Here is a 12,995-nt window from a genome sequence, read left to right as displayed (position 1 = left end):
GAGAGCATCTGCCTTACAAGCAGAGGGTCATAGGTTCGAGCCCTATAGGTCCCATATGAAAATGGATGGATTCCCGAGTGGCCAAAGGGGGCAGACTGTAAATCTGTTGGCAACGCCTTCGAAGGTTCGAATCCTTCTCCATCCACTGGAAAAGAGTCAACTGTTTGCTAGAGCAAAATGGTTACAATCTTTTCATTCGTTATCAGACTTGCCGTTGTGGCTCAATTGGCAGAGCAGCTGATTTGTAATCAGCAGGTTACCGGTTCAAGTCCGGTCAACGGCTTCAATATCATATATTAGTTAATAGCGCGGGGTGGAGCAGTCTGGAAGCTCGTCGGGCTCATAACCCGAAGGTCGTAGGTTCAAATCCTGCCCCCGCAATTTGCACGTTGTAGTTCAGAGCGTGCACAGATGCAAAATAATAATTGAGTCAAGCTTGCTTGAGTGAAAGTATTATTTTGTAGATGTATAGGCGGTAACGCCGTGACTGAGAAAACATAGTTTTGAAGTCGTACGCGAAAGTTTCACATAATAATGCCCATTTGCCCAGATAGCTCAGTCGGTAGAGCAGAGGACTGAAAATCCTCGTGTCGCTGGTTCGATTCCGGCTCTGGGCATTTTCTTTACTGTCATAATTGTATAAGGGCGTGTAGCTCAGGTGGTAGAGCACTTGACTTTTAATCAAGTTGTCCGGGGTTCGAATCCCCGCACGCTCATGGGAATGAGAGGAAAGCAGTGTCTTTTATTGGATACTGCTTTTTTTGTTCAGTAAAATCAGGTGGCTTCTATAAAAATATTAATAAAAGTGACGAAATTTGAAAGAAGATATAATTTTATTGACCTTTAATAGTAATATAATGTCTCCTAATTACTTTTGCCTTTGTGAAAACATGAGTTATTATCATTCAGCACACAAAGATAATAACAAGAAGACGGTTTATTCAAAATCTGGATTAGATTCGAATGACATAAAAACAGTAATTGAAGAGAGGCTGTCAGAAAATGAGAGTCAGCCTTTGAAGTTAACAGACGAGCAGAAAAATTATCTAAAGGAGAAATATGATTTGGAGGAAATGACTTTTCCAATCAATTATACTTCATCATCAGTGACCGACAGTTTTATGAAAGACTTGTACGAGAGGTGAGAATATAAGAGATGCCTTTGAGATTTTGGCAGTCCAGCAATAAAGGTATTCGGAGATTGTATTGGGCGAGAACAGCAAGAATATGTACTTGGAAAATGCAAATATGTATAATAAACTGTTGGATATCTTAGATGAGATATATGGATAGAATTGTGTCTATATGCATGACCTCTTGACTCGGTTATCATATTATAGGCTTAAGGGGCTATCGGCTGATACTGATTTTAACCCCAGATATTTAAGAAGGAAAAACCCCTGTAGAATTCAGGCTTTTTCAAAGCCTTGAACCTCTACAGGGGTTTTTTACTCCTTTCCCCCCATATTTCTCAATCTCTTGATGAAGGAACCGGTGATATTTATCCATATTTCGTCCTATCGCATACAACATGAACTTTTTGTATACTTATTATGTCCTATTATGTTATTTGCTATAATTTATAATTTTTAGCGAAACTTAAGATTATCTTTCAGAAATGGATAGATACTATATATATTTACTAATGATTCAAGCAAAAGTAATCAGACATTAAGAAGGAGGTATTTTATGGTCAATATACAGAAAACTGCAATCATCGGGTGTGGATTTGTCGGTTCTACAATTGCGTATACATTATTGCAGAGAGGGACATTTTCAGAGATGGTACTGATTGACACAGATAAGAGAAAGGCCGAAGGAGAAGCGATGGATATTAATCATGGTCTCCCCTTTGTCCATGCTATGGATATCTACGCGGGAGATTATGATGATATAAAAGATGCAGCGCTCGTTATCATAACCGCGGGCGCCAATCAGAAACCGGGAGAGACAAGGCTGGATCTTGTACAGAAAAATACAAAGATTATGCGTTCGATTATCCATGATATCAAGGCTGCCAAGTGCGAGGGCATCCTCTTAATCGTATCGAATCCTGTCGATATACTCACGTGCGTAGCACTAAAAGAATCAGGCTTTCCAAAAGAAAGGGTCATAGGGTCTGGAACGGTCCTTGATACGGCAAGGCTTAAATATCTGCTTGGCGAGCATCTGAAGGTTGACAGCAGAAGCGTGCATGCATTTATCATCGGTGAACACGGTGACAGTGAGCTTGCGGTCTGGAGTACGGCGAATATATCCGGCATAGATATAGAACACTTTAGCGAGCTGCGTGGGCGTAATTCAGAGGAACACGTATGGGAAACCATATATCAGGATGTACGTGACAGTGCCTATGAGATTATAGAGAGGAAAGGGGCTACGTATTATGGCATAGGAATTGCCGTAGCCAGGATTGCAGAGTGCATCATCCGCGACAGCCATGCGGTGCTGCCGATATCTGTATTCCTGTCAGGGCAGTATGGATTACAGGGGCTGTGCCTCAGTATTCCTACAGTCGTAGGCCAGAAGGGGGCAGAGCAGGTACTGGAGATTGAACTGGATGCAAGGGAGCGGCAGAAGCTGATACAATCAGCAGAAGAGATAAGTAAAACACTCAGCCAGATAGTATAACGTGAGCTGATTAAAAGCAATCTTTATCTAAACTTAAGATTTTCTTTCGGAAATCGATAGATACTATATCTATAATTACTATTGAACCAAGCAAAAGCAATCAGTCATTAAGAAGGAGGTTTTATAATGTACGGAGATAAGAAACCTGCGGTCAGCGTGGTTGTCCCTTGTTATAATGAGCAGGATGTACTGCCTCTTTATGTACAGGCCATGCAGGAAGTAATAAAGAAGATGGAGCCTGCAGCCGTGGAGATCATATTTGTAGATGATGGTTCTACAGACGATACGCTTAAGCTTTTAAAGGGATATCATGAGCAGGATAAAGATTACCGATACCTATCCTTTTCCAGAAATTTTGGAAAGGAGTCCGCCCTTTATGCGGGCCTCAAAGCAGCAGGGGGCGAATATGTCGTCGTAATGGACGCAGATCTGCAGGATCCACCTGACTATATACCGGAAATGCTCGGTATATTACAGCAAGGCGAGTATGATTGCGTAGCGACGAGAAGAGGAGACCGTGAGGGCGAAGCCAGGATACGGTCATTCCTGTCGGCATCTTTCTATAAATGTATTAATAAGCTCTCTGAGGTCCAGATAGTGGAGGGTGCCAGGGATTTCCGCATGATGAATAGGAAGATGGCCGATGCCATACTCTCGCTGAGCGAATGCAACCGATTTTCCAAGGGCCTGTTCGGATGGGTCGGTTTCAGGACGAAATGGCTGGAATACCACAATGTGGAACGTGCGGCAGGGGATACGAAGTGGTCTCTTTGGAAGCTGTTCAAATACTCCATCGACGGGATCCTCGGCTTTTCGACAGTACCTCTGTCAATGGCTTCTTATGGAGGGATATTGTTCTGTGGGGCAGCATTCTGCATGATCGTATTTCTCGTCGTCAAGAACCTGTTCTGGCATGACCCCGTAGCAGGCTGGCCGGCCATGATGTGCGTCATCTTCCTGATAGGCGGGATTCAGCTGCTCTGCATTGGAATCTCGGGACAGTATCTTGCAAGGGCTTACACGGAGATCAAAAACAGGCCAATCTATTTATTGAGGGAATCAAGTGATGAAGAGGATGCAAAAACTGATGGCAAAGGCAACAAAAAACAGGGAAGATATTTTATATCTCTCGATTCTTATAATCATTCCGCTCATCCTGTATATCCTGAAGACAAGAAACGGATATCTGGCAGGCTCTGAGATAGACTGGCTCGGGCAGCATATCGTATTCCCGGACTATTTCCGCAAGCTGTTTTATGAGACAGGGACCTTGTTCCCACAGTTTGCGGCAGAGCTTGGAGGAGGGCAGAACATCTATAACTTTGCATACTACGGGCTCTTTAATCCGCTATATCTTCTGTCATACATGCTGCCTTTTATAAAGATGACCACATATATTCAGGCGTTAGCGCTCCTGGAACATATAGCGGACGGGATCCTGTGCTATTGCTGGCTTGGGAGAGGCCATTTCAGAAGGCGGGAAAGCTTCTATGCTTCCGTTATGCTTGCGCTGGCTGCTTCTGTTACCTATCATTCATCGATGCAGCTGATGTTTGTGAATTATATGCCGTTTCTTCTGCTGGCGCTGATCGGTTACGACCGGTATTGCGAGAATGGGAAATATGGCCTGTTGACGGTATCTGTATTATGTATGATACTGACAAGCTTTTACTTTGCCGTGGGAGGGCTGGCAGCTCTGTTCATCTATGGAGCGTGTGGATACAGGCACGAGAAAGGGGCATCAGTGTGGGGCATGATCAAGTGGTTCTGGTACAGGTATTACCCGGCCCTTCTTGGCTGCCTTCTTTCTCTGTTCTATCTTGTGCCTGTATATTTTGCGATGTCGGCAGGGCGGACCGGACACGCGGCCCAGTCTTTGAAGGAGCTGCTTGTTCCTGATATACGGCTTCATAAGCTCCTATACAGCGGTTATGGGATGGGTCTCTCTGTCGCTGCACTCATCCTATTATGTGCGAGTATCTTTTACAGAAGATGCAGAGAGAAGTATATGGCAGCCACGTTGTTTCTCTTGCTGCTGTTCCCGGTGTTTGACTGGCTTCTGAACGGAACGCTCTATCTGAGAGACAAAGCATTCATACCGTTTCTGCCGCTTATGTGCTGGCTCGCCGCCTCGTTCTTTTACAGAATCGGCAGCCGCCTGCTCAGGGCGCGTGAGGCTGTGGGAGGCTGCGTGCTGGCAGGTGTGCTGCTTACGGTCTCCCTGCTGACCAATACTTATGTACGGCAGGAGCAGTATTTTATCTATATCGACTTCGCAGTTTGTGCGGCAGCAATCGCCATCAGCATGTATTGCTGGAAAAAGGCCGTATCCACAGTCATGCTTGCGGTGATGGCTCTGCTGTGCGTAGGTCAGGTGACGCTGCTGAAAGAGGAGCTGGTCACAAAGGCGGAGATGGAAAGAATTGAAAGCCCGGCTATCGGGAAAGCTGTCGAATCTGTGCAGGGTGGCGGTTCATACCGCACTGAGACACGGGACGGATACAGTGCGAACAAGGCGAACCAGAATAAGGTGTGGGTGTGTGGGCAGAACCTGACCACCGTATATTCTTCTATCAGCAATCCTTACTACAGCAGCTTCCGCAGCAAAGTCCTGCATCTGAGCAAGCCAAGCAGGAACAGCCTGATGGCCGATACGGTAGATAGTCCGGTATTCCTGAAGATTATGGGCGTCCGGTATATTGTGGGCAGCCGGGCACCGGACGGCTACAAGAAGATAAATCGGTACGGGGACGTCAATATATATGAAAATAATGAAGTGGCGCCCTCCGTTTATGTGACAGACCAGATTATGACGGAAGAGGATTTCTTAACCTTATCCTGGCCGGAAAGACAGCTTGCTATGCTCCGTACCGCAGTGGCGGATACAAAAGAGGCGGCGGTTGAGAGTAAAGAACGCGCTGCAGAGGTGGATGTACATATGAGTGCATCCAGAATCAAGGGAAGTGCATCGTCCGGTATATTGACTGTTGATAATGACAGGGAAGAAGATGCTTATCTGTTTCTGGAATTTGATGTAAAGAACAATAAGGCTGCCAGAGATGTAACGGTTACGGTAAACGGGGAGCAGAACAAGCTGAGTGCAGATAATGCGGCGTATTATAATGCCAATACGACGTTCCACTATACTTCATTACTTTCTGCCGGTGAGAATGAGGTTCCGGTTGAATATGGCGAAGGAGATTACGAGATCAGCAATGTCCATGCATGGATTGGAAGAGCAGACGAGAAGGAGACGCGCAACCTGTACAGCAGCCCCGTCAGCCTGAATGTTACAGGAGCGGGAAATGTGCTGGAAGGGACGGCCAGGTCCGGCAATGGAGGGTGGCTGGTCACATCCATTCCTTACGACGAGAATTTTAAGCTCTATGTGGATGGCAGGCAGGAGAAGATACACAAAATCAATACCGCTTTTATCGGTGCGCCCCTTAAAGAAGGTGTTCACCAGGTCAGGCTCGTGTACGAGGCCAAAGGCAGAACAGCAGGTATAGCAGCAACGCTGGCAGCCCTTGGCATACTTGGAGCAGACCTTATAAGAAGGAAGAGGAGACTGCATGGTAAAATATAAATATAAAAGAATTACAGCTTACATGATATTTGGGATACTGACTACAGTCGTCAATGTGGCGGCGTATTATGTCTGCTACCAGATACTGAAGGTTCCAAACGTGTACAGCACAATAGCCGCGTGGTGTATAGCGGTCGTATTTGCGTTTCTTACCAACAAGCCTTTCGTGTTCGAAAGCAGGGACTGGAAAGGATTGACAGTCATATCGGAGGCAGCCCGTTTCTTTGGGTGCAGGGCGCTGACCGGCGTGCTGGAGGTGGTACTCATGTATCTGCTTGTGGATATGCTGTCGCTGCAGGGCACGGTTATGAAGATACTGACCAATATTGCAGTCATCATATTGAATTATATCGCAGGCAGATATTTTGTATTTGACAGATGATAATAAATGGCAAATAGTATTGACTTTTATGATTTTATTCGGTATATTATGAAATAATAAAAGGGAGTAACTGGCGCCGGCAGAAGCCCGCGTTTACGATGTCGTCAGTACGATGAGCAATCATCCGTATCGTAATGAAATGGTGAGACTTTTATTGCATATTAAATTATGCAATAGAGGTCTCTTTTTTATTTAGGTGGAAATAATAGAAAAGAGAGTCTCATTGCAGGAAAGAGAGGAAAACATATGCTGACAAGTGAACAGGCAAAAATAAACCAGGAGAAATACGGCTATAATGAGCTGGCGGAAGGCAAGAGGAAGAGCACGGCGAGGATATTTCTGGAACAGTTTGAGGACTTTCTCGTCATTATACTTATAATTGCAGCCATCGTTTCAGGCTTTTTAGGCGATGCGGAAAGTGCTGTGGTCATCTTCGTAGTGATAACAATCAATGCCATACTGGGGACGGTGCAGACGGTGAAGGCAGAACAGTCTCTGAAGAGCCTGAAGCAGCTGTCCGCGCCCGAGGCGAAGGTCATAAGGGACGGGGTGATGGTCCAGATACCATCCAGGGAGGTCACGGTTGGAGATGAAGTGATACTGGAAGCCGGGGACTGTGTTCCTGCTGACGGCCAGCTTCTTGACGTAGCCAGCCTCAAGGCAGATGAAAGCGCCCTTACCGGAGAGAGCCTGTCTGTGGAGAAATCACTGGAAGAAGCTCCGGCCGGGGCAGCGCTCGGCGACCAGACGAACCGGGTCTTTTCCGGAAGCTTCGTAACTTATGGGAGGGGTACCTTTGAGGTCACCTCGATTGGGATGGAAACGGAGGTCGGCAAGATTGCCAGGCTATTGAAGACGACATCGGAGAAGAAGACGCCGCTTCAGATGAATCTGGATGACTTTGGAAAGAAGCTTTCAATCATCATCCTCGTATTCTGCGGTATATTATTTGCAGTAAATGTGGTGCGGGGCGGTTCTGTTGCGGACGCGTTCCTGTTCGCGGTGGCGCTTGCAGTCGCGGCAATTCCGGAGGCACTGAGTTCCATCGTTACGATCGTGCTGTCTTTCGGTACCCAGAAGATGGCCAGGGAACATGCCATTATCCGCAAGCTCCAGGCGGTAGAGGGACTCGGGAGCGTGTCTGTCATATGCTCGGACAAGACAGGAACGCTGACGCAGAATAAGATGACGGTGGAAGATTATTATGTGGACGGCAGGCGGATACCGGCGGGGGATATAGATCTGTCTGTCTGTAACGAGGAGAAGCTGCTTATATTCAGCATGCTCTGCAATGATTCCGTGAATGCGGAGGGTCAGGAAATCGGGGATCCGACGGAGACCGCGCTCATCAATGTGGGCAGCAGGCTTGGCGCTGACGCGTCTGAGATAAGGAAGAGGTTCCCACGTAAGTCAGAGATACCGTTCGACAGCGACCGGAAGCTGATGTCTACGCAGCACCGGATAGACGGAGCAGAGATTATCGTCGTCAAAGGGGCCGTCGATGTTCTGCTTGGACGTATGAGCAGTATAAGGACGGGGGAGGCAGTACGGGATATTACAGAGGACGACAGGCTGGAAATCGAGAGACAGAACATGGAGTTCTCAAGGGATGGCCTGCGGGTGCTGGCATTTGCATATAAGGAGATAGAAAGTGCCCGTGCCCTAACGCTGGAGGATGAAGACGGCCTTATCTTCCTCGGACTCATATCGATGATGGATCCGCCGAGGGAGGAGTCGAAAGCCGCCGTATCGGAGTGCAAGGCAGCGGGCATCAAACCGGTTATGATTACGGGAGACCACAAGGTTACGGCAGCGGCGATTGCAAGGAAGATCGGTATCCTGGAAGATGATTCCGAGGCCTGCGAAGGCGCGGTTATTGAAGACATGTCCGACGAAGAGCTTCAGGACTTCGTGGAAAAAATCTCTGTGTATGCGAGAGTTTCCCCGGAACATAAGATAAGGATTGTCCGTGCATGGCAGGATAAGGGCAATATAGTCGCTATGACGGGAGATGGCGTGAATGACGCTCCTGCGCTCAAACAGGCAGATATCGGGGTGGCCATGGGTATCACCGGTTCGGAGGTGTCCAAGGATGCGGCGTCTATGGTACTCACGGATGACAACTTCGCCACCATTATCAAAGCAGTAGAAAATGGCAGAAACATCTACCAGAACATCAAGAACTCCATACAGTTCCTCCTGTCAGGGAATTTCGGCGCTATTCTGGCTGTACTGTATGCTTCTGTGGCGGGACTGCCGGTGCCGTTTGCTCCGGTCCATCTCCTGTTCATCAATCTGCTGACAGACAGCCTTCCGGCTATCGCGCTCGGCCTTGAACCGCACACGCAGAACGTGATGCAGGAGAAGCCCCGCCCGATGGATGAATCTATACTGACGGGAAAGTATCTGCTCAGTATCGGAACGGAAGGGCTGTGCATCGGCGTCATGACGATGGCCGCTTTTTATATCGGCTATGTAAGCGGGGGCAGTGCGCTTGCAAGTACGATGGCTTTTGGTACACTCTGTACGGGCAGGCTTGTTCACGGTTTCAACTGTAAGTCGAAGGGCCCGGTACTGTTCACGAACAGGTTCTTCAACAATATATACCTCATAGGTGCATTTGTCATCGGCCTGCTGCTTATTACGGGTGTACTGATGATACCGGGGCTTCACGGCATCTTCAAAGTGGTTACGCTTGATCTGGGACAGCTGCTTACCGTATATGGGCTGGCGCTTCTGAACCTTCCTGTGATACAATTGATGAAAAAGATAAGGAGTTAAGATGGAATTTGACAGAGAGAGTGTAAAAAAGATAAGAGGGCTCATCATATTTACAGCTATCGTCGTGCTATGCCTCTGGGAATACAACAAAGTATTCGATATTCTCGGATTCGTGTTCCATATCATGTTCCCGTTTATTCTTGGCGGAGCGATAGCATTTGTGCTGAATGTGCCGATGAACTTTGTGGAACGCCATCTGTTCGGCAGTGAAAGGGCACAGAAGAGCAGAGCGTGTGCCAAAGCGGCGCGTCCGGTCAGCATGCTCATCGTGCTGCTGCTGGTCTTTGGAGTCATAGCCGTCGTAATGTTCATATTGATACCGCAGCTTGGAAGGACCTTTGCAAATCTGGGTGACAGCATTCAGGCATTTATCCCGAGGGTGCAGGTGTGGGCTAATGACCTCTTCCACAACAATAAGGAAGTGATGGCCTGGGTGAACAATCTGAAATTCGACTGGAACAAGATTATGGACGCGGGGATTGATTTCTTCCGGAACGGCGCAGGAAGCGTCCTCGACTCGACCATCACGGCGGCCAAGAGCATCGTGAGCGGAATCACGACGTTCTTCATCGCATTTGTATTTGCCTGCTATGTGCTGCTGCAGAAGGAAAAGCTGAGCGTTCAGGCGAAGAAGGTACTGTTCGCCTTTGTAAGAAGAGGAAGGGCAGAGGCGGCTCTGGAAGTGTTCTCGCTGACCTACAGTACATTTTCCAGCTTTCTGACCGGACAGTGCGTGGAAGCGATCATACTTGGAAGCATGTTCGTCGTATCCATGGGGCTGTTCCGCCTTCCCTATGCGCTGCTGGTCGGTATTGTGATAGCCTTTACGGCGCTGATACCTATCTTCGGCGCTTTCATCGGGTGTGCGGTAGGCGCGTTCCTCATCTTCATGGTCGATCCGGTCAAGGCGCTTGTATTCGTCGTCCTTTTCCTCGTGCTGCAGCAGATTGAAGGGAACCTCATCTATCCTCATGTAGTCGGTAACTCGGTGGGACTGCCGTCCATATGGGTGCTGGCAGCAGTCAGCATAGGAGGAAGCCTGATGGGAATCGTGGGCATGCTCATATTCATCCCTATCGTATCTGTCGTATACGCCTTGTTCCGTGAAATCGTGTATCTGAAGCTGAGGCAGAAAAAAGTGGACCCGGGTTCCATAAAGTAGCAGAAAGGCACAGCCGCATCGGCTGTGCCTTTCGTGATTATATCTGTTATTTAATGACCTCTCGAATAAGACGATGCCAGTTCTTATAGGAGATCTTTTCAATCTCCTCACTATGGAATCCGGCACGTTTCATTTCCTCAATGACATTTGGAACCTTGGAGGCGTCCTCCAGACCGATCGTATAGGGATTCTCCTGGCTGCTGAACGAGCTCAGCGTGTCTCCGCATATAAATTCAGAGAAATCGAAGCCGAAGCCGACGTGGTCGATCCCCATCAGTTCCACCATACGGACGAGATGCTTCACAAGGTTCTCTACCGTCTGTTCTGATTCCACATCATGTACGAACTCATTGAAGGAATTCAGGCCGACGATACCTCCTGTCTTAGCCAGCTCCTTTAACTGTTCATCGGTGAGGTTCCGGCGCTGGTTACACAGAGCCCTGCAGTTGGAATGCGTGGCTACGACAGGTCCTCCCGCCGCATCAAGCAGATCCCAGAAGGATGCATCATTTAGATGCGATACGTCCAGTATCATCCCAAGCTCCTGGATTTTCCTCACTGCCCTCCGGCCCACATCTGTCAGTCCGCGTTCAGGATTCCCCAGCGCTCCCGTTGCCAGCGGATTTTCTTCGTTCCATGTAAGGCCGGCGTGTCTGGCCCCGAACCGATAGAATTCATCAATCAGATCCAGGTCTTCACCGATACTTTTTAATCCTTCCAGCCCGATGAAGGCATACATCCTGCCTTCCTCCCGGGCTTTCATCATATCATCGTAAGAACGTGCCACCTTTAATATATCCGCACAGTCAGGCTCTTCGTGGGCAATCGCCTCCATCATCTGGCGTGTGCGCTTCAGCGGCTCCTTATCGAAAGGTGGATCATTCCAGATTACAAATATTCCGCCCTCAATCTGTCCTTTTTTAAGACGTTCATAGTGGTATTTGCGGAAAATGTCAGATTCCCCGTCAAGATAATGGTGTGTCACGTCGGTCCAGATATCAGAATGTGCATCAAAATTCATATCTTATAATCCCCTTTCTTTCTAGTTGTGTTTGGCTCTTATAAGCCGAGTATGCTTCCTACTACAAGGCCGAAGTATGTACCAAGGACATAACCTAATGTACCGATAAGTACAATCGGTCCGACGAGCTTCGTCCAGCCTTTGGATACTGCCATGGCGACCGCTGTCGTAGGTCCGCCGATGTTGGCGTTGGAGGCAAGTATGATATCCTCCAGGTTGAACTTCAGCAGCTTACCTGCCACAAGGCTGAATGTCATATTGACCGCAACGACGATGGCAGCGAATACGAGCAGCAGCGGAGAGTTCCGGATGATAAGCGGTACAGATGCCGGAACACCGATTACGAAGAAGAACAGGTAGATCAGGAAGGTTCCAAGCTCCTGCGTGCCTTTGATATTGCCGAAGAACCCCGGTGCGAATGTAGCACAGAGCATGGCAATCGTCGTAATCCACAGATACATGTTGCCGAACAGCGTGTTGAGGATCTTCAGGAACGCGTTGGATGTCGGGATGACGCTTCCAAGTCCGGTTGCGATGATATTGGACAATGCAACGATTACAAACGCGGTTGCAGCTGCAAGGGCGATATCCTTCAGGGAGATTTCTTTTCTTCCCCAGAATGCAGATGCGTTCGTCTCGTTTTCTTTCAAGTTGCTACCTGCAGCCTCAACTTCATCCACGTATGGGTGCTTGAAGTTCTTGCGGAAGAAACCGATGGACGGCATCGCAATCAACAGGAAGAAATATAATACCATCAGCAGGTTGTCTGCTACCGTGGCAGCGGAAATCATCTCACCTGATACGTCAAACGCCGCGCCAAGTGCCGCGAAGTTCACCGTGCCGCCGATGTACGTTCCGGTGAAGACTCCTGCAAGCCCTGCCAGCTCCGGAATAAATTTGTTGAGCGCCGTATAGGCAAGCAGTGAACCACACGCCGTACCTACGGAGCCTATGAGGAAGATTATCAGGATACGCCCGGAATCCTTACCTATCTTTCTCATATCGCACTGCAGAAGCAGCAACGGGATGGACAGCGGTACCACATACCCCCACACGATGTCCCATACAGGAGCGCTCATAGGAATGATACCGAAATTGGATAAAACGATTGCAAAGATAAGAGCGATGATGGCTCCCGTCATTTTTGCCGCCCATTTATACCTCTGTTCCAGATAAATGGCAGCAGCGGCGCCTGTGGCACAGATAGCCCAGAGCACCCATGTGTTTTCCTCTCCTATAAGAGGATTGCTCAGATCGAAAATATGTCCCCACATACTCTCTTCCTCCTTTCATTTTTGCAAGTTTTTTGAAGAAATTTCGTCAATTGTTGTTAATTGAACTAAACTAAGTATATATAATCTGTCTAAAAAAGTCAATAATTGTACCAAAAAGGACAAAAAAAGAAAAGACAAAATTGAAATTGTGAGAAATT

The 12,995-nt window shown here is 47.9% G+C and carries 8 protein-coding genes and 5 tRNA genes; 11 read left to right on the top strand and 2 right to left on the bottom strand.

Going from position 1 to position 12,995, the window contains the following annotated elements; translation table 11 throughout:
• Positions 1-63: 63 nt before the first annotated feature.
• The 11 genes from HJV72_RS09615 (at position 64) to HJV72_RS09565 (ending at position 10,542) form a co-directional block, all read left to right on the top strand.
• A tRNA-Tyr gene (locus HJV72_RS09615) sits at positions 64-145 on the top strand.
• Positions 146-210: 65 nt separating this feature from the next.
• Positions 211-283, top strand: a tRNA-Thr gene (locus tag HJV72_RS09610).
• A 24-nt stretch (positions 284-307) separates the two neighbouring features.
• Positions 308-381, top strand: a tRNA-Met gene (locus HJV72_RS09605).
• Positions 382-544: 163 nt separating this feature from the next.
• Positions 545-617 (top strand) — tRNA-Phe (locus HJV72_RS09600).
• Positions 618-643: 26 nt separating this feature from the next.
• Positions 644-716, top strand: a tRNA-Lys gene (locus HJV72_RS09595).
• A 973-nt stretch (positions 717-1,689) separates the two neighbouring features.
• Positions 1,690-2,631 carry an L-lactate dehydrogenase gene (locus tag HJV72_RS09590; protein WP_208070555.1) on the top strand — a complete coding sequence of 314 codons (942 nt, stop codon included), beginning with the start codon at positions 1,690-1,692 and terminating at the stop codon, positions 2,629-2,631.
• Positions 2,632-2,757: 126 nt separating this feature from the next.
• Complete coding sequence (locus tag HJV72_RS09585) at positions 2,758-3,831, top strand: glycosyltransferase family 2 protein (RefSeq protein WP_208070553.1); 1,074 nt, start codon at positions 2,758-2,760, stop codon at positions 3,829-3,831.
• The gene (locus tag HJV72_RS09580) at positions 3,719-6,217 is read left to right on the top strand and encodes a YfhO family protein (RefSeq protein ID WP_208070551.1); all 2,499 of its coding nucleotides are present in this window, start codon (positions 3,719-3,721) and stop codon (positions 6,215-6,217) included. Before HJV72_RS09585 ends, HJV72_RS09580 begins: the two co-directional genes overlap by 113 nt.
• Positions 6,204-6,599 carry a GtrA family protein gene (locus HJV72_RS09575; RefSeq protein ID WP_208070549.1) on the top strand — a complete coding sequence of 132 codons (396 nt, stop codon included), beginning with the start codon at positions 6,204-6,206 and terminating at the stop codon, positions 6,597-6,599. Before HJV72_RS09580 ends, HJV72_RS09575 begins: the two co-directional genes overlap by 14 nt.
• A 246-nt stretch (positions 6,600-6,845) precedes the next feature.
• Entirely contained in the window at positions 6,846-9,380 is a 2,535-nt protein-coding gene (locus HJV72_RS09570; protein ID WP_208070547.1) for a cation-translocating P-type ATPase, read from the top strand.
• Between the two features lies 1 nt (position 9,381).
• A complete protein-coding gene (locus HJV72_RS09565; RefSeq protein ID WP_208070545.1) occupies positions 9,382-10,542 on the top strand; it encodes an AI-2E family transporter in 1,161 nt (386 codons plus the stop codon).
• A gap of 46 nt (positions 10,543-10,588) precedes the next feature.
• On the opposite strand, the gene HJV72_RS09560 is transcribed toward HJV72_RS09565, so the two are convergent.
• Together HJV72_RS09560 and HJV72_RS09555 are read right to left on the bottom strand one after the other, a co-directional pair.
• Positions 10,589-11,563, bottom strand: coding sequence for a dipeptidase (locus tag HJV72_RS09560; protein WP_208070542.1), 975 nt, complete (start codon positions 11,561-11,563; stop codon positions 10,589-10,591).
• Between the two features lie 38 nt (positions 11,564-11,601).
• A complete protein-coding gene (locus tag HJV72_RS09555) occupies positions 11,602-12,837 on the bottom strand; it encodes a DUF819 family protein (RefSeq protein ID WP_208070540.1) in 1,236 nt (411 codons plus the stop codon).
• Positions 12,838-12,995 lie beyond the last annotated feature (158 nt).

It is taken from the genome of Extibacter sp. GGCC_0201 (assembly GCF_017566055.1).
Lineage (GTDB): Bacteria > Bacillota > Clostridia > Lachnospirales > Lachnospiraceae > Extibacter.
The sequence above is the reverse complement of the archived record's forward strand: the minus strand, read 5'-3'. Positions and strand labels throughout refer to the sequence as shown.

Excerpts from the sequence above, each read along its gene's own strand:
- HJV72_RS09590 (WP_208070555.1), top strand. The coding sequence starts at position 1,690 with ATGGTCAATATACAGAAAACTGCAATCATCGGGTGTGGATTTGTCGGT.
- HJV72_RS09585 (WP_208070553.1), top strand. The coding sequence starts at position 2,758 with ATGTACGGAGATAAGAAACCTGCGGTCAGCGTGGTTGTCCCTTGTTAT.
- HJV72_RS09580 (WP_208070551.1), top strand. The coding sequence starts at position 3,719 with ATGGCAAAGGCAACAAAAAACAGGGAAGATATTTTATATCTCTCGATT.
- HJV72_RS09575 (WP_208070549.1), top strand. The coding sequence starts at position 6,204 with ATGGTAAAATATAAATATAAAAGAATTACAGCTTACATGATATTTGGG.
- HJV72_RS09570 (WP_208070547.1), top strand. The coding sequence starts at position 6,846 with ATGCTGACAAGTGAACAGGCAAAAATAAACCAGGAGAAATACGGCTAT.
- HJV72_RS09565 (WP_208070545.1), top strand. The coding sequence starts at position 9,382 with ATGGAATTTGACAGAGAGAGTGTAAAAAAGATAAGAGGGCTCATCATA.
- HJV72_RS09560 (WP_208070542.1), bottom strand. The coding sequence starts at position 11,563 with ATGAATTTTGATGCACATTCTGATATCTGGACCGACGTGACACACCAT.
- HJV72_RS09555 (WP_208070540.1), bottom strand. The coding sequence starts at position 12,837 with ATGTGGGGACATATTTTCGATCTGAGCAATCCTCTTATAGGAGAGGAA.